Annotated in this window: 12 protein-coding genes; 7 read left to right on the top strand and 5 right to left on the bottom strand. The window is 70.3% G+C overall.

Going from position 1 to position 17874, the window contains the following annotated elements:
• Positions 1-59: 59 nt before the first annotated feature.
• Positions 60-3587: a DNRLRE domain-containing protein gene (locus AB0F62_RS32915; RefSeq protein ID WP_361807783.1), complete on the bottom strand. Its 3528-nt coding sequence runs from the start codon at positions 3585-3587 to the stop codon at positions 60-62.
• 552 nt (positions 3588-4139) lie between these two features.
• Here AB0F62_RS32915 and AB0F62_RS32910 point away from each other — a divergent pair.
• Complete coding sequence (locus AB0F62_RS32910) at positions 4140-10766, top strand: RHS repeat-associated core domain-containing protein (RefSeq protein ID WP_361807816.1); 6627 nt, start codon at positions 4140-4142, stop codon at positions 10764-10766.
• 101 nt (positions 10767-10867) lie between these two features.
• Positions 10868-11770, top strand: coding sequence for a hypothetical protein (locus AB0F62_RS32905; protein WP_361807780.1), 903 nt, complete (start codon positions 10868-10870; stop codon positions 11768-11770).
• 33 nt (positions 11771-11803) lie between these two features.
• Here the strand turns inward: AB0F62_RS32905 and AB0F62_RS32900 are convergent, their stop codons facing one another.
• On the bottom strand, positions 11804-12550 hold the full coding sequence (locus AB0F62_RS32900) for an STAS domain-containing protein (RefSeq protein ID WP_361807777.1): 747 nt from the start codon (positions 12548-12550) through the stop codon (positions 11804-11806).
• A 560-nt stretch (positions 12551-13110) separates the two neighbouring features.
• On the opposite strand from AB0F62_RS32900, the gene AB0F62_RS32895 reads away from it, so the two are divergent.
• The gene (locus AB0F62_RS32895; RefSeq protein ID WP_361807774.1) at positions 13111-13305 is read left to right on the top strand and encodes a hypothetical protein; all 195 of its coding nucleotides are present in this window, start codon (positions 13111-13113) and stop codon (positions 13303-13305) included.
• Here the strand turns inward: AB0F62_RS32895 and AB0F62_RS32890 are convergent.
• Positions 13283-13549 (bottom strand): DUF4235 domain-containing protein, encoded by a 267-nt coding sequence (locus AB0F62_RS32890; protein WP_361807771.1) that lies wholly within the window; start codon positions 13547-13549, stop codon positions 13283-13285. The two genes, AB0F62_RS32895 and AB0F62_RS32890, sit on opposite strands and share 23 nt — an antisense overlap.
• Positions 13546-13962 carry a DUF3618 domain-containing protein gene (locus AB0F62_RS32885; protein WP_361807768.1) on the bottom strand — a complete coding sequence of 139 codons (417 nt, stop codon included), beginning with the start codon at positions 13960-13962 and terminating at the stop codon, positions 13546-13548. The genes AB0F62_RS32890 and AB0F62_RS32885 overlap by 4 nt, the downstream gene beginning before the upstream one ends.
• Before the next feature lie 334 nt (positions 13963-14296).
• Here AB0F62_RS32885 and AB0F62_RS32880 point away from each other — a divergent pair, with 334 nt between their 5' ends.
• From AB0F62_RS32880 to AB0F62_RS32870, 3 genes are all read left to right on the top strand, one after another.
• Positions 14297-14647, top strand: coding sequence for a hypothetical protein (locus AB0F62_RS32880; protein WP_361807765.1), 351 nt, complete (start codon positions 14297-14299; stop codon positions 14645-14647).
• A gap of 158 nt (positions 14648-14805) precedes the next feature.
• Positions 14806-15216, top strand: coding sequence for a hypothetical protein (locus AB0F62_RS32875; protein ID WP_361807762.1), 411 nt, complete (start codon positions 14806-14808; stop codon positions 15214-15216).
• 125 nt (positions 15217-15341) lie between these two features.
• On the top strand, positions 15342-15530 hold the full coding sequence (locus AB0F62_RS32870) for a hypothetical protein (RefSeq protein WP_361807759.1): 189 nt from the start codon (positions 15342-15344) through the stop codon (positions 15528-15530).
• 142 nt (positions 15531-15672) lie between these two features.
• On the opposite strand, the gene AB0F62_RS32865 is transcribed toward AB0F62_RS32870, so the two are convergent.
• Positions 15673-15960: a hypothetical protein gene (locus AB0F62_RS32865; RefSeq protein ID WP_361807756.1), complete on the bottom strand. Its 288-nt coding sequence runs from the start codon at positions 15958-15960 to the stop codon at positions 15673-15675.
• Between the two features lie 362 nt (positions 15961-16322).
• Between AB0F62_RS32865 and AB0F62_RS32860 the strand changes: the two genes are divergently transcribed.
• Positions 16323-17702, top strand: a complete 1380-nt coding sequence (locus tag AB0F62_RS32860) for an MFS transporter (RefSeq protein ID WP_361807753.1) — start codon at positions 16323-16325, stop codon at positions 17700-17702.
• Positions 17703-17874 lie beyond the last annotated feature (172 nt).

Here is a 17874-nt window from a genome sequence, read left to right as displayed (position 1 = left end):
CCGCGAGGAACCGACCGCCACGTGTCGGCGGTCGGCCCCTCGTCGCTCGTGCTCCTCGCTCAGCCGATGGCGATCCGGTTCTTCCAGTAGCTTGCCGTGCCGATGATCTCCGTGCCCGAGCCGGAGAGGGCCGTGCGGCTGCCGGCGTAGAAGCGCACGGTGCCGTTGGTGTGGACGGTCCAGATATCGGGGATGGAGTCGCCGTTGGCGTCCGGGGTGCCGATGAGCAGATAGATGTTGTCGCTGCCCCAGCCCGATGCGCCGTAGACGTTGTCCACGCCGTCCGCGGAGTTGGCGGCGCTGGCCAGGGAGTTGAGGTCGGTACCGGTGCCGCTCGCCTTGCCCTTGCGGTACAGGAGCCGGCCGGAGACGTCGGTGCGGTACACCATGTCCGTCACGCCGTCGCCGTTGATGTCGGCCACGGTGACGATGTCCCGTTCGGTCCAGGGTGAGGATGACAGGCGGATCGCCTGGTCGATGGTGGCGCCGTGGTAGCCGGTGAAGGCCCACAGTTCGTCGCCCATGGTGGCGAAGAAGTCCGTGCGGCCGTCGCCGGTGGCGTCGCCTGCGGAGACGATCTGGGTGAGGGATGCGGGGCTCGGCGCGTTGGCCGGGAGGAGGATCTCCACGCGGCGGTCGATGTTGACCGCGCCATAGCCGTCGCCGGGGTACACCCACAGCTTGTCGCCCAGGCGTACGACCAGGTCCTGCAGGCCGTCGCCGCCGTAGATGTCGCCGTTGTGGGTGATCAGCGCGCCCTTGAAGTGACCGGAGGGGGCGGAGACGAACGGTGGCAGGTCGTCGCCGTTGGGGTCCTTGTCGGGGTTGGCCCGGTAGGCGCCGGACATGGAGTAGTCCAGGTCGCCGCTGCCCTTGGTCAGGTCGTTGAGGGCCTGGGAGGGATACATGACCAGGTTGCCAGCGTCGGAGACGACCATCAGGTCGGGGAGTTTGTCGCCGGTGAAGTCGCCGGGGGAGTCGGCCTGGTCGCGTGGGGTGACGTAGAAGAAGTACTTGGTCGGCTGTGAGGGGTTGCCCGCGCCGTCGACGGTGCGCACGTACAGCACATTGGGTCCGGCCGTCGGCGGTTTGGCGTTCGCGAGGGTGGCGCTGACGCTTGTGGCCGTCCCGGAGGTGCGGTTCAGGGAGAACGGGTAGTTCGCCGAGTTGAAGCCGTACTCGTAGCGGACGACGTCGGTGTTGAGTGCGCGGACGGTGAAGGAGCCGGCCGTTCCGAACTTCTTCGTGGACCAGTTGGCGTCCTCGGCGTCGTTGCCGAAGCCGTTCTCGGTGCCGTCGGCGTTCGGGAAGTCGGTGGAGCTGACCTTCGGCGGTTTGGGTGCGGTGGTGTCCAGGACGAAGCGGCACGGCGTCGTGGCGGGTGTGTACGAGGAGCTGGCGTTGGCGTCGTCCACGGCCCGTACCCGCCAGGAGTACAGGGTGCCGTTGGTGAGCTTGCTGGTGGAGAAGGCGCTGGTGGTGCGCAGCGCCGTGTCCTTGTCGCCGCCGACGGAGACCTTGCCGGTGGAGCCGAGCAGGTCACCGGTGGTGTCCCACTTGCCGGTCGCCCACAGGTCGAAGTCGAGGTAGTCGAGGTTGCTGTCCTTGTCGGAGCCGCGTGCGGTGAACGTCAGGCTCCCGGAGCCCATGCGGACGTACGGTTCGGTGGTGGTGCACTTGGCGTCGGGGCCGAGGTCGAGCGATTTGGAGTCGATGGTCGGCTTGCGGTTGTAGACGAGTTCCAGGACCGGGGCGTTGTCGCCGTTGGCCTGGAACTTCTTCCAGGCGTACTGCGAGTTCTCGTCGGCGGCCCGCATGCCGAAGGTGATCGAGTCCCTGCCTTCGTCGGCCCTCTTCTGGGCGGCCTTGCGCACGTCGAAGGTCTCGTACGCGTCGCGGCAACCGGACTTGTAGCCGTGGGCGAAGCTCTTGGACGCGAGCTTGTTGCCGTCGGACAGCTTGGGCGCGTTCTTCCAGTTGGTGTGTCCGTTGACCGCGCCGGTGAGGTGCACGCTCATCGAACGGGAGCTGCAGGACCAGGCGTAGGTCTCGAGCATGCGCAGCTTCGCGCTTGTGATCTTCGTGCCCTTGAGGTCCTTGTCGAAGGCGATGTTGAAGTACGAGCGCGAGGTGCCCCAGGTGTCCGACTCGAAGCCGACACGGGCCTCGTGGGTGCCGCCCTTGTTGAAGCCCTTGCCGTTGTAGAACGTGGCGTTGGGGTGGCGGCTGTACGCGGTGGTCCAGTTCTGGGTGTGCTTCTTCACCGACGGGTCGATGAACACCGGGTACGTGGTCGCCGGGTCGGTGAGGAAGTCCGGGACGGGGGTGAGCAACCAGTTCGCGCCGGACAGATCGGCCTCGACGAGCTCACCATGCGAGTCCGGCGAGGGCCCGTCGAGCCCGGGCAGGCTGAGCGTGGCCGCGGAACCGGTCTGCGAGGGCGCGGGCGTCGGCTCGGCCGGGGCCGTCGGCAGCGGGGACTCCGAGGCCGTGGGTTCGGGGCCGTCGGTGGCCGGCGGGAGTGTCTCGGGGGCGGTGTCGCCCTGTTCGTCGGTCTCGATCGGTTCCTCGGTCGGACTCGCGCTGCCGCTCGGCTCCTCGGTGGCCGGTGTGCTGGGCTGCGGGCTCTCCTCGGAGGTCGGCTGCGCGGTGGCGCCGACGCCGCCGTCGGTGACGGCCGGCGAGCCGGCACTGTCCCACATCAGCGGGGTCGGTGACACCGCGACCTCGTCGCCGTAGGCGTTCTCCGCGCTCAATGCGCTGGTGACCGGGTCGAGCCGGAAGGTGAGGTCGGCGGAGGTGATGCCGTACGACAGTTGCCGGGCCCGGGGGTCGGCCGCGGCCGCGCGGTTCTTGAGCACGAGTACCTGGGCGAAGCCCTCGTCGTCGGCGGTCAGCACGAGATCGGCACCCGGGAAGATCTCGGGATACAGCGCGCGCGAGCCGTCGATGACCGGGGCGGGGACCGGGCCCGGCCAGGTCAGCTGGATGCTGTGGCCGTCGACGGTGAGGGTAACCAGGGGGCTCGCGGTGTCGGTCGCACCAGTGGTGCGGACGCTCTTGACCAGGGAGATCCGGTTGACCAGGGACACCCGGTGGCTGCCGGAGCGCGAGGCGCGGGCATCGTCGTGGGACTGCTGGGAGTCGCGGGAGGTGGTGCCCCTGCTGTCGGCCTTGGAACCTGCCGAGAACACCATGCGGGCGTTCGTGGCCTTCGGCTCCCAGCCCGCCTCGGTGCGCCGCAGGTCGTAGTCGACGGGCTTCCACTCGCCGTCCACCTTGGCGTGGACCGGGGAGGAGTACAGCTTCTTGGCCAGGAACCCGTCGGGCCGCGCCCAGGTGGTCGACCGGGCGGTGCGCGATGCGGTGACCTCGATGGCCTTCCCGGTCTTGGTGGCCTTCGTCAATGCGGCTGCCTCGGTGACCGGCCTGGCGTTCCGGTTGCTCCTGGGGGCGTTGCCCGAATCGGAGTCGTTGAGGCCGAGGCCGATGAAGGTGATGCCGGTGGCGGCGAGAGCCGTGGTCAGTACGGCGGCGGTGGTCCGTTTTCCGGGCGCACCGAGCCGGTTGCGCACCTTGCGCGTCATCGGGCGAGTTCCCCTTCCCCCTTGGAACCGGCACGGATGAAGGCACGGCCGGGGTGCCGATGATGACCTATCAGCGGGCTGCCGTCACGCTGTGCAGCCGGGGCGGGGAACCGAGCGGTTCAGCCAGGCCGGCCGGCGGCGGGGCGGGGATGATGCGCCGCCAACGTTCCTGCCCGTCATCTCTTTGACGGGCAAATGTCACCAATCAACTCCCGACTCGGTCCATTCGAGGACCGCTTGAGCGGAAAGTCATCGAATTGCCCGATTGGCCGTGCCTGATCCGGCCTTTCCTTTACCCGCGATTTCCTCACCCTTGGGTCGCGCTGATCGATGTCTCCACTCATGGGTCGTGAAGATTGTCACATCCACACAGTTGATGTAGCGGAACTTCACAGCGCCACCACAGACTTACCGCCATCTCACGTCATCTGACGTTTCATCAAGCGTGGTCCGTTCCTGGCCCCGCCTCAAGTGGTCCGGGGGGCCCTCGCCGTGTTCGGTCGTCTTGCCCGTGTCCGCCGCAGTAGCGTGCGCCGCCTGCGCAGGGCCGCTGTGCCGGCCGTCGGCGTGGCACTGGTTGTTGGGCTGCTGCCAAGCCAGGCCCTGGCGCTGCCGCCCGATCCGTCGGTCGCCGAGAAGGGCCGCGAGACCCTCGAGTTGGAGGCGCTCGGCCAGGACGAGGCGGTCACCGGCGAGGTCTTCGAGCGGGACCTGGAGACCCTGAAGGTCGAGGTCCCCGAGGACCTGGAGCAGGCGCCGGCCGGCACTGCCACGCCACCCGCCCCCGCCGCCGACTCGGTCACCTTCGGCTCGGCAGCGGGCGCGGCCCAGGCCAGTACGGCCGCAAGGCAGGTGGAACTCACCCCCGTCGGAGATCTCCCCGTCAGTCTCGGCCAGGCCCCCGACGCGGCGGCCCCGACCGGTACCTGGAGCGTCCAGGTCTACGACCGCACCTCCGCCGTCTCCCAGGGCGTCGACGGCGCCGTCGTCAAGGTGCAGGCACCCGCGACCGGGTCGGTGCCGGTCTCGGTCAAACTCGACTACGCCAAGTTCAAGAACCTCTATGGCGCCGACTGGGCCTCCCGGCTGCGCTTCGTCCAGTTCCCCGAGTGCTACCTGACCACGCCCGATGTGGAGGCGTGCCAGGAGTACGAGGAACTGGAGACGACCAACGACACCAAGACCCAGTCGATCACGGCGACGGTGGACACCGCGGCGGACGGGACGACCTCCCAGGCCTCGGCCAACGGGTCGACGGCCCCTGCCGGTCCTACCGTCGTTCAGGCCGGTTATCGCACGTCGAGCACGTCGGCCACCCCGGTCGCCGCGACCGGCGACGCCGCCGTGGTCGGTGCGGTCGACTCCGGCGGCGGGTCCGGCGGCAGTTTCAAGGCCACGCCCCTGGTCTCCGACGGCAAGTGGGAAGCGGGCGGCTCGTCAGGTGCCTTCACCTGGTCGTACCCGCTGACCATCCCGGCTGCCCCGGCCGGCCCGGCCCCGGGTATCGCCTTCGCCTACAACTCCCAGACGGTGGACGGCCGTACCGCGGTCTCCTCCCCCCAGGCCTCCTGGGTCGGCGAGGGCTGGGACTACGACGCCGGCCACATCGAGCGTCGCTACCGCTCCTGCCAGGACGACCGCAAGACGCTCAACTCCGGCGCCCCCAACAACACGGCCAAGAAGGACAAGACCTCCGATCTGTGCTGGGTGTCGTACAACGCGGTGATGTCCCTGGCGGGCAAGACCACGGAGCTGGTGCGGGACGCGCCCTCCGGCAGCAACCCCGAGACCGACACCGAGATCTACCGCCCCCAGCAGGACGACGGCACCCGCGTCGAGCGCAAGACCGGCGGCAGCAACGGCGACAACAACGGCGAGTACTGGATCCTCACCACCACCGACGGCACCAAGCACTACTTCGGCCTCAACCAGGTCGGCGGCGGCCACGCCGACACCAACTCCGTCTCCACCGTCCCTGTCTTCGGCAACCACCCCGGCGAACCCTGCCACGCCACCGCGTTCGCGGACTCCCGCTGCGGCGCGGGCAAGAAGCAGGCCTGGCGCTGGGGCCTGGACAAGATCGTCGACGTGCACGGCAACACCCTGGTCGTCAACTGGAAGCAGGAGACGAACTACTACGCCGTCAAGAAGAAGTTCAAGTCACCCGAGCAGTACGACCGATACGCCTACCCGGCCACCATCGAGTACGGCATGCGATCCGACCTGACGAAGCCGTCCGCGGCCGTTGAGTTCGGTGTCAAGCAGCGCTGTCTGAAGTCCGATACGGCCTGCGACGCGGCCAACTTCGCCAAGACCGACGACCCCGGCGCCTACCGCCCCTGGTGGGACACCCCCGGCAACCTCAACTGCAAGTCCACGTCCAAGCTGTGTCCCGCCTTCCCGTCCTTCTGGACACAGATGCGCCTGGACACGGTGACGACCAAGGGCGCCCGCGCCGGTCAGACCGGCCTGGGCAAGGTGGACACCTACGAGCTCCACCAGTCGTTCCCCGAGGACTGGTACGACACCGCCCCGGGCCTGTGGCTGAACTCGATCACCCGCCGAGGCTACGCCCCGGGCGACTCCACCGGCACCCTCCAGCACAAGGACGGCGTCAGCTTCGCCGAGTACTCCGTCGGCTCCACCTCGCCGCTGCGCACCCGGCTGCAGGACCGCCAGCTCCCGAACCTCGTCCTCGCCGGACCGAACGACCAGCGTCCCGCGTTCACCCGGCCCCGCATCGGCACCGTCGCCACCGAGTTCGGCGGCGACATCGAGGTCGAGTACACCGGCGGCTGCGCGAGCGAACCGTCCGAGGACAAGGGCAAGAGCAACGGCACCTGCTACCCCGTCCGCTGGTCTCCCGACGGCGACGAGAAGACACCCGCCAAGTCCTGGTTCAACAAGTACGTCGTCCACTCCGTGACCGAGACCGACAAGGTCACCTCACGCGGCAAACCCGTCGTCACCAAGTACTCCTACACCGGCCCCGCCTGGTCCAAGAGCGACGACGAGTTCACCCGCCCCTCCCTGCGCACCTACAGCGACTGGCGCGGCTACCGCCAGGTGGCCGTCACCAAGGGCAGCAAGAGCACTTCCCAGCAGGGAGACCCGCAGTCCCAGTCGTATGTGGAGACGCGCTACTTCCAGGGCGTCGGCGGTGAGATCAAGGACTCCACGGGCGCGTACACGCTCCTCGCGGACGACGCCCCCCAGTACGCGGGCATGACGGCGGAGAGCATCGTCTACCTCAACTCCGACAAGCGCTGGCAGAAGCGGACGCTGACCTTCCCCTGGTCCAAGCAGACCGCGTCCCGCGCCCGGGAAGCGGAGAGCGGCGCGGACATGGAGCCGCTGCTCGCGCATCGCAGCGGCATCGAGCGCACCGACGAGATCCAGCGCGTCGACACCGGCTGGCGGGCCGTCCGCACCCTCACCCAGGTCGACGACACCTACGGTCTGCCCATCCAGGTCGAGACGAACGTGGTCAAGCTGAACGGCTCCGGCGAGACCCTCTCCGACCGGACCTGCACCAAGACCACGTACGTACACAACACTTCGACCTGGCTGATCGGGCTGCCCAAGGAGGACCGGACCACCGGCACCTCCTGCGCGGCCTACGACACCGCAGACCCCGCCACCCAGCTGAAGACGGCGACCCGCACCACCTACGACGACCTGACCTACGGCGCGACCCCGACCAAGGGCCGGATCACCTCGCTGGCCGAGACCAACGGCGCCGGATCGTCCTACTCGATCGTCACCGACACCACCTACGACGACCTGGGTCGCGTGCGGACCGTCACCAAGCCGGGCCAGGGCACCAGCGAGATCCAGTACACCCCGGCAGACGGCGGCCCGCTCACCGCGAGCAAGCTGGTCAACGCCAAGGGCCACGCCACCACGACCACCTTCGACCCCGGACGCAGCCTCCCGCTGACGGTCTCCGACGCCAACGGACGTACGTCACGCACCGAATACGACGCCCTCGGCCGACTGGTGAAGGGCTGGACGGCGCCCCGATCGGGCGCGACGGACCCCGACGTGGTGATCGCCTATCAGAGCGCGATCGCCACCAGCGTCCAGACCCGCCCCGCCACCGTCACCGTCAAGACGCTCAAGGACGACGGCACCTACAGCAGCAAGGTCACCGTCTACGACGGCCTGATGCGCGAGGTGCAGGTCCAGACCGATGCCCACGGACCCGGCCGCGTCGTCAACGACACCACGTACAACGACCACGGCCTCGTCGACGAGCAGACCGGCAAGTACCTCGCCAAGGGCGAGCCGGCCGCCGAGCTGTTCGTCCCCCGGTCCAAGGCCCAGGTTCCCAGCTGGACCAAGAGCCGCTACGACGGCATGGAAAGGCAGGTCCGCCTCTCGACCTACCTGGACGGCGACTTCAGGTACGCGACGTACACCAGCTACAGCGACACCAGCACCTATGTGGACCCGGCCGGTTCGACCACCCCGAGGACCCGGACCGAGACCGACGCCCTCGGCCGGGTGACCTCGGTGCAGCACTACAGCCAGGACGGCTCGGCAAGCACCACCGGGCGCACGACCGGCTACGAGTACGACTCCCGCGGCAACCTCGGCAAGGTCACCGACCCGGCCGGCAACCTCTGGTCGTACACATACGACGCCCGCGGCCGGGTGACCTCCGCCACGGACCCGGACACCGGCAAGACGGACACCTGGTACGACGACGCCGACCGGCCCAACAAGGTGACCAGCTCCCGGTCGCTGACCACGTACACGGAGTACGACGACCTGGGCCGGATCACCAAGATCCGCGAGGGCTCCGCGACCGCCACCCCGACCAAGGAGTACACCTACGACTCGCTGCCCGGCGGGCTCGGCCGGCCGGTCGCCTCGATCCGGCACACCGCGAACGGCGACTACGTCAACCGCGTCACCGGCTACGACGCCGGCTACCGGCCCACGGGCCGCGAGACGGTCATCCCCGCCAACGCGATGACGACGGGCGTCGCCGGGACCTACGCCTACACCTACACCTACACCAAGGTCACCGGACGGCCCGAGTCCGTCACCATGCCCGCCGCGGGCGGGCTGGCGAAGGAGAAGGTCGTCACCCGCTACAACGGCGACGGCCTGGCCGAGTCCACCTCCGGTCTCGCCTGGTACACCTCCGACGTCACGTACTCGCCGTTCGGCGAGACCCTGCGCACGGTCTCCGGCTCCCAGCCGTACCGGGTGTGGACGACCAACTTCGTCGACCCGCGCACCGGCAAGCTCCAGCGCACGGTCGCGGACCGCGAGACCTCGGGCCCCCACCGCATTAGCGACAGCTACTACGCGTACGACGCCTCCGGCATCATCACCTCCCACGCCCGCAAACTGGCGGAGGCCACCGGCGAGACGTGGGACACCCAGTGCTTCACGTACGACGTCATGGGCGAACTGCTCAACGCCTGGACCTCCAACGTGGCCCCCACCGGCAACGGCACCGGCTGCAAGGCGTCGAACGGCACCACCTGGGGCCCGCGCACCGACTACGAGACCTCGTCCGGCCCGGTTGCCGACGCCCCGGACGCGGCGACCGACACATCCAGCCCCGACGCCTCCCTCGGCAGCACCCTGGCGGCCGCCGCTCCCGCCACGGCCACGGTCTCCACCGGCGCCACCGCCTACCGCCAGTCATTCACCTTCGACTGGCTGGGCAACCGGGCCGCGATGACGGAGCACGACCCGGCGGACGCGACGAAGAACGTCGGCTACTCGTACGGCTACGGGAGCACGCAGCCCCACACCGTGAAGTGGATCAGCTCCACTCCGTCCGGCAAGGGCAGCAGCTACTCCTACGACGCGGCGGGCAACACCGAGGTCCGTGACCTGGCCAACACCACCCAGGACCTGGACTGGACGGCCGAGAACAAGCTCGACACGATCACCGACGACGGCATCAAGACGACATACGTCTACGACGCCGACGGTAACCGCGTCCTGGAGAACTCCCCGTCGGGCTCGACCCTCTACCTGGGCGAGACCGAGCTGACCACGAACTCCTCGGGCACCATCACCCGCGCCGCACGTGCCTACGTCCACGCCGGCGCCCCCACGGTGGTCCGCACCACCACCAACGGCGCGACCACCGGGCACAAGCTCAACGCCCTGCTCGCCGACCACCTCGGCACGGCGAGTACGACCGTCGACCTGGCGAGCGGCCAGACGGTCACCCGCCGCGCCTTCAAGCCGTACGGCGAGGTCCGCGGCCCCAAGCCGTCGACCTGGCCCAACCGCCGCGGTTACCTCGGCGTCGGCATCGACGACGCGGCCACCGGCCTGACCCACATCGGCGCGCGCGAGTACGACCAGGCGTCCGGACGCTTCCTGTCGGCCGACCCGGTCGTCGACATCGCGGACCCGCTGCAGATGAACGGGTACGCGTACAGCAACAACAGCCCGATCAGCAAGAGCGACCCGACCGGCCTCATGCTCTATTACGAGGGCGGCGGCAGCGGTACCACCAGCACAAGCACCAGCAGCGGCAACGGCTCCGGAGACACCCGCAAGGGCCGCGACGGCAAGGAGATGGCCGCGGACCGGATCCGCCACAATGCCGCGGTCGCGGCGGTGGCCGTCTATCTCAGATTCCTCTGGCGGAGCAACCCGGACGTGCAGGTGAAGACCGAGTACTACATCCCCGGAGCAGGGCGCAAGAAGGGAACCGGCGGCTTCGCCGACATCGTTGTGATCTTCCCGGACTACATCTTCGTATGGGAGATGAAGTCGGCGAAGACCGCGGAACTGGACGGTCCCAAGACCCTGGACCGCTACATCAAGGGGCTGCAGAAGATCGAGCGGAAGGAAGGCACCTTCCGGACCGTCGAGCGGGGCAACAACCTCCCCCAGATCACGACCCTGGACCCGCTGGACCCGAAGAAGCAGCTGGTCGCCGAATCCACCCAGCAACGCAAGGGATCCACCCGCACGGGCAAGGAATACAAGGGCGTGATCGGCTGGTGGACGCGCAACATGCCAAAGCGCGGCAAGGGGCCCGACGGGTACGAGCGTGAAACGGTGCCGGTCCTGGAGAAGGTCCAGGTCTGGCAGCCCACCCCGGAGCAGCAGCGAGACATCGCGCTGGGAGCCGCCACGTCAATGGCCATCTACGTGATCGGGAAGATGTTCACCAGCCCCTTTGGGCTGGGTTAGCGCGGACGGGTAGAGTGCGCCCAAAAGCCAGTCAGATCCTTGGACGGTTCACATTGGGCGCACTCCACTCGGTCGGTTCCGACGTCAGTCACGGTCTTTTCGTGGAACTGACGGTCCACGCGGAAGACCCTGAGCAACTTCGGAACGCGGCCCTCGGCTGGCTCACCGACGGTGTCCGGGAATACGGCCGGCCAGAAACTATTGACGCACTGCCGGAGAACGCCAAGGTCTCCGCGAAGGGATTCTCGCGGGTCATCCAGAGTATTCCCGGGAAGAACCAAAAAGGCCTCTGGGGATACGTCCATGTCTCTCCCCAGGGGACTTTCGGCGTCCTGTACAACCCTTACACAGCCGCTGCGCTTCCCTGGCTGGACCGGCACCTTGCCGAGCAGCCCGAATCAGCGGGCGTGAACATCGGCCGTTTCTCCGAGGACGGAGAAGTCGGGAATTCTGACATCTCCTTCACGGTCGTCTTCGAGGAGGACGTGCCGGACCAGGTGAAGCTCGGACTCCACCTGGACACCGCGGCCCTGGTGGCTCCGGAGACGACGGCCGCCGAACACGAGCGTCTACTCGATGTCGTCAGCTGGGCCTGTGACCGGTACGACGCGGTGTTCGGCCATGTCTCCTACCGCCGCAGCGGCGGGGCCACCGAACTGGAGAGCCGACTGCGGGGCCGGCCAAGCGACCCGGTGAGCAACGCCCCGCAATGGCGCACCCTGCTCAGGGGCTATTCCTGGCTCATGGTCATGCCCGCCGAAATCGCCGAACACCTGGGAGGCCGCCAAGCCTTGGCAGACACAGGCGCGTTCTGGGCACTGTCGTCCCTCCCGAACGGCTCGCTCCTTCTGCAGGCCACGTCCACCTTCCAGGAGTACGACCGAGAAGCGGTGCGCGCCGTCCACCGTGCCGTTCGTGACGTGCTCGTCCAAGGCGATCTCCGCAGCCCCTCACCGATGCCGGACCAGCCGCCGACAAACCTGGTGGTCCACGACGACGACTGACCGACTTCCCGGAAGACGGGAGAGGCGCCCGCGTCAGCGGCGTGCCCGCTCCGGCAGGGCGGTGACGATGATCTCGCGGGTGGCCGTGCTGTCCTCGACCGCGCGGAAACCGGCGAGGGCCAGCGCGTCGAGCACCGCCTTGTGGAACGGACGGCGGTGCGCCCCGGCCGGTGCCGCCTCGGCCGCCGGTTGGGTCCCGGTCGGCCGCGCCCCCTTCGCGCCGGGGCCGAGGAGAGTGTCCCAGCGCACGACCACACCCCGGGGCCCCGCCTCCACGACGGGGCCGTCCTCGCCGCCGCCGTGGTGCCCGAGCGGCAGGCCGGCGTCCAGCAGGGCCAGGCACACCGCCGTGTGCAGGCGCCGGACGTCCGCGCCGAGGCGATGGGCCGCCGGGCGGGAGGGGGTGAGCGCGCCCCGGTTCCCGGTGAGATCCAGCAGCCGCAGGACGGTGTCGCTGACGGCGGTCACGGTCAGCGTCCGGTGTCCCGCCATGGCGCGGTTCCGCAGCTCTATCAGGACGTCGAGGCCGGCTCGGTCGCAACTGGTGATGTCCCGCAGATCCAGGTCGAGACCGTCCCCCGCCTCCAGCGCGGTGAACAGGGCACGGCGCAGTTCGGGCACGCTTTCGGCGTCGAGCTCCCCGATCAGGACGGCCTGGGTGCACGCGGCGCCGAGCGGACTCAGCAGGATGGTCAGACGGGTATGGAGCTCGCCCGGCCCGGCGAGTTCGGGTCCCGCGGGCACGGAGTGCACCCGCAGATCGGGAGACCGGTCCGACATGCCGTACCTCCTGCGCTTTCGTTGCTCGCCGGTGCGCGCACCACCTCGGCGTCGACTGATCGGAAAACGTGAACAACACCCGGACACCCTCATGAACATTTCCGGGCAAAGGGGTGACATCGGCATGATATGTGCTGGAGGGCCGGTTGGCGCCCGGTGTGCCGTGAGCGTCCGTGCGCGCGTCGCGGAGGCGCCTGCGGCCGCCGTGTCACCGCCCCGGGCAGGTGGGCGGGCGGGCACCTGCGGGCGCACCGGATCACGCGTTCCCGGCCCCCGGAAGGGCGGCGGCGAGCGGCCCGCGTGCCCCGCGCCGGCACCGGGGTGCGGGCGCCCGGCGCCACCGCGACCGGCTCGGGCCGGGAGACCGCCCGCGGCCGTGCGGCCCCGGGAGAGGTGTTCGTCCGGTCGCGACGGTCGGCGCGCCCTTCGACATGCGGGAGGCCGGCCCCGCCACAGGGCCGGCCCTCCTGGGTCCGGGTCCGAGAAGCCACACGGATTGGGACATCCACCACAGTAGGGCCCGCCACTGACAGTCGGCGGCCGCGGACAGGGTCCGTACGGTGAGTGCCGCGAGCGAGGTGTGGGCGGGGCTGCGGGAACGCGTGCCGGGCCTGGACGAGCCGCTGACAGCCGGCGAACCGGCCGAACCGGAGGGGCGGATCGGCGTACGCCTGCCGGAAGAGTGCCGGCAGTTCCTGCCGGCTGCGGGGGAGCCCCCGCGAGGCGTGAGACTCAGCCCGGCCGGACGCCGGTGAGACGCCTGGCGGCGGTCGCGCCCGCGCGGTCGACCGCCGCCTTGGCGAGGGCGAAGATCGCGCCCTGCAAGGCCGCCGAGGTGAGCACCCCGGCCCAGGCGCGGTCCTCGTCCATTGCGTCGGGAGCGTCCTGCTCGTGGCCGAGCGCCTTCCACGCCCGCTTGAACAGCGCGTCGGCGATCAGGCCGGAGACCGCCCCCAGGGCCATGCCCACGGGCCTGTAGACGATCTTCGCCGGCTTCACCCGCGCTTCGTGGCGCGGCGTACGAACAGGAACACCCCCAGCGCGGCTCCGGCGCCCAGCAGGGGCGCGCGGTGCGCCCTGGCGGTCCTTGCGGTCCGTCCAACCCCCGCGCGCAGCGCCGCGGGGGCCTTCGCGCGGGCGAGCCGCCCGGCGTGCGCGGCCTGACGCCGTGTCCGCAGCGCCGCGCGCACGGCCCTGCCACGGACGGGTTCGGGGGTCTTCGTGCGGACCAGATCCCCTATGCGGGACGCCGCCTCGTGCGCCTTGGCGCCGGCCCGGCCCGCCCGGTGCATGAGGGTGCCCTGGACGTCGTTCCTCGCGGTCAGCGCGGCGACGGTGCGGCCCAGTTCCTCGCGGGTCGCCTCGGCGCGCCGCCGCAGTTGGTCGGTAGCGGGGGACTTGTCGCTCGTCATCGGTGTGCCCTTTCCTCGAGTTCGGCGAGTTCGGCGAGTTCGGCGATGTCGGCGAGTTCGGCGATGTCGGCCTCGACGCCGTCGATCGCGGTCTGCGGCGCGGAAGGCGCGGTCCGGTCGAACGGCCCCGCGGCCCGCCGCCCCGGCGACCACGGCCGGGCGGCCCCCGTCGTGCGAGGAGCCCGAAGAGGCCGCCGCCGAACAGGCCTCCGTCCGGTGCGAAGCGCCGGCCCTCACTGCGCGCCTTCCCGGTCCGCGCCGCCTCACGCGTGCTCACCACGCTGACTGGACGTCAGGCAGCCCATGACGGGGCCCGGTCGGGCAGGATGGGGACATGAAGACTGCCTCCGCGGCACCGTGCTCGGCGCTCTCCCTGTGGTCGAAGGACTCGGTGCTCTCGATCGGCTCGGTGGGGTCCGTGCTCTCCGTCGGCTCCGTCGGCTCGGTGCTGTCGATCGGTTCGGTCGGCAGCGCCCTGTCCGCGGGCTCCATCGGGTCCGCGCTGTCGTTGATCTCGGCCGGCTCATGGTTGAGCACCGGTTCCGTGCTCTCGGCCGCGTCCCGGTGGTCCGTGTTGTCCTGGCGTTCCTCCCGGGGGTTCCGCACCGCCGGGGTGGTGGCCGCGGTGGCCGGGGCGACCGTGCTGGTGCTGTCACGTACGGCGGGTGACGCGGCCCACCACTGAGCACCGGGCGGTCGTACGTCCGGGGTGTCGCGCTCCGGCCAGCGGAGTGATCAAGTGTCGACTCGCCGTGCCGCGCCGCGGTCCGGGTGGGTGCGCGGGGTTTGGATGGTGCCGGCCGCCGGGCGGCGGCCCGTGGATCTGACCTGGTGGAGGCCCCCGTGCGTGTCCGTCGTGTCGCTGTGTCCGTCCTGTCCGCGGCGATGCTGGTGGTGGCGGCGCCCTCCGTTCGCGCCGCGGAGGGGTGGACGCCGCATCGCGACGGTGGCCGTACCGTGCGGCTCGCGGTGTACGAGTCGGGACGCGTCGGCCACGCCGTCATCACCGTCCACCGGGTGGGGCGCGGCTGGGATGTGGACGCCCTCGTCACCAAGGAGGTGGACGAAGCCGGTTGCCTCTACCTCGCCGCCGACGACGGCAAGGACGGCGGCCAGGGCCGGGAGATCGGCGCCCAGTGCGGGTCCGCGGACACCACCACCCGCATGATCAGCCACACGGACTTCCGCCGGCTGATCCTCGGCTGGGTCGACGGCGACGGAGTCCCCGGCAGCCACCGCAGCGTCAGGCTCTGACATGGCGAACGTGGCGGGGCGAACGGCGAGGACGGGGGCAGGCTCCCCTGCGGAGGCGCCCGCCGGGAACGCGACCTCGCCGGAACCGCCGGCCGGGAGGCGTCCCCGTGGGGTACGACTGCACGATGGACTGTGAGCGTTGCCTGGAACCCGTGATCGAGGGGCCGGAAGGCGGCTACGTCTGCGGCCTGTGTCTGTTCACGGTGGAGCCCCCCGGGTACAACAAGCGCCGCGAGGAGGGGCTGCGGGCCGTCGCGGCCGAACGTCTGCGGCGCACGCTGGAACGCCGGGCACGCAAGGGGCCGCCGGTCTGAGGCGGCACCCTCCCGGGACGCGGGCGGCACACCGCCGGACCCGGCGGTCACGGCCTGGCCGGCCCGCAACGCCCTTCCTCGGAGCGGCGTCGACGCGGTCGCGTCCACCGCCGAGCCGCGGCCGTTCGGGGCGCTCTTCGAGCTAGGCGTCCGGTAGTCCGTACGACCTGTCCGGACGGTCAGGCCCGGCACATGGTTTCAGCGCGCTCGCCTGGGGCATGTCCGGGACCTCGGTCAGGCGGACGCGGGCCGTCGACGACATCGCCGGGGCCGGTACGCCCGACGGGTCGGCCGGTGCCGTGGCCGCCTCCCGGGTACGTCCCGGGCCGGCGACCGTGCTGTCGCAGGCCGAGGTCAGCACTGTCCCGGCCGCCAGGGCCAGGGAGAGCGTGACCAGTGTGCGACGGCGTCCGCGAGCATCCGTGATCATGTGGGCGGCCTCACGGCCTCACGGCCTCACGGCCTCACGGCCTCACGGCCTCACGGCCTCACGGCCTCACGGCCTCACGGCCTCACGGCCTCACGGCGTGGAGGTTCGGATCCCTCGGCTCATCCTGGAATCGGTGCGGGCGCCCGGCGACTCGGCTCGGGAGCATAAGCCGGGCCGCACACCCGCACGGGACCGCGGGCGCAGGGCCGATCGGGTCGGAGGCCCCGGGTGCGCGCCGTGACCGGCATCCTTGGCGGGACGTTAGATCTCGGCGCCGGACCTTTTCCGGGCGTGGCGCGGGCCCGGATGCTCTGGGCACTTCGCCCCGCCCCCCGTCAGGGCCTACTCCTCTGGAGCCGCCGATGTCGCCGACCTCCGCCGTGCCCGCGTCCCCCTCCGGGCGGGAGCGCGGCAAGCGCCGCCTCGCCCTCGTGGGCGGTTCGCTCGGCAATCTCGTCGAGTGGTACGACTGGTTCGTCTACTCCAGCTTCGCCCTCTACTTCGCCGACTCGTTCTTCCCCGGCGACAATCCGACCACGCAGTTGATAAACACGGCCGGGATCATCGCCGTCGGCTTCCTCATGAGGCCCGTCGGCGGCTGGGTACTGGGCCGTGCCGCCGACCGGCACGGCCGCAAGAGCGCGCTGACGCTGACCGTCACCATGATGTCGGTCGCCGCCCTGCTGATCGCGATCGCCCCGACGTACGGGCAGGCCGGTTACACCGGCGCGCTGATCCTGCTGTTCGCCCGGCTGCTGCAGGGGATGAGCATCGGCGGCGAGTACGCCGCCAGTGCGACCTACCTCACCGAGGCGTCGGCCCGCGATCGGCGCGGTCTCGGCTCGTCCTTCCAGTACGTGTCGATGACGGCCGGCCAGCTGCTGGGGCTCGCGGTTCTGATTTCCCTTCAGCACCTCATGACCGCAGACCAGTTGCACGGCTGGGGCTGGCGGGTTCCCTTCGCGCTCGGCGCGGTCTTCGCGATCGTGGTCTTCTGGATCCGGCGCAGGCTGGAGGAGACCGACGCCTTCACCGAGCAGGCCGGCTCCCCCGACGACGCGCGCGGCTCTCTCACGCTGCTGTGGCAGCATCGCCGCCAGGCGCTGCTGGTCATGGCGCTCACCCTGGGCGGCACGGTCGCGTACTACACGTACACCACGTACCTCACCAAGTACCTGATCGGCAGCGCCGGCATGGCCAAGGACACCGCCGCGCTGGTCAGTTTCACCGCACTGTTCGTCTTCGCGCTGCTCCAGCCCCTGGCCGGGGCGTTGTCGGACCGGATCGGCCGCCGGCCACTGCTGATCACCTTCGCCGTCGGCTGCACCCTCGGCACGTACCCGATCATGACGGCGCTCGGCGCGGCTTCCTCCTACTGGCCCGCGCTGGGCCTCTCGCTGCTCGCGCTCGTCATCGTCACCGGCTATACCTCGATCAACGCCGCCGTGAAGGCGGAGCTGTTCCCGACCCGCGTACGGGCGCTCGGTGTGGCGCTGCCGTACGCGATCGCCAACGCGCTGTTCGGCGGCACCGCGGAGTACGTGGCCCTGTGGTTCAAGGACGCCGGCCATGAAACGGTCTTCTTCTGGTACGTGTCGGCGTGCGCGCTGGTGTCCCTCGTCACCTACGTCCTCATGCCCGACACCCGGAACGCCGCGCTCAGCCGTGCCGAGGAGGCGGCCGACGACCGGGCGCCGCAGCCCGCGCGGTCACCGGCCGAGGGCGTGGTGCCCCAGGCCTGACACGGCTCCCGTCGAGGCGCGCGGTCTCCCGGTCCCGGCCGCGGTGCCGGGACCGGGACCGGGAGACCACCGGTCCGTCAGTGGCGGACGATCTGCGGGGCGATGTCCTCGGTGAAGCCTTCGTCCTCGGAGGGCGCGAACTTGGCGGCCTTGGCGACGGTGGTGCCGCAGA

The sequence above is a fragment of the Streptomyces sp. NPDC026673 genome (assembly GCF_040638135.1).
GTDB lineage: Bacteria > Actinomycetota > Actinomycetes > Streptomycetales > Streptomycetaceae > Actinacidiphila.
Note: the sequence above shows the minus strand (reverse complement) of the source record. Positions and strands in the feature narration are given on the sequence as shown.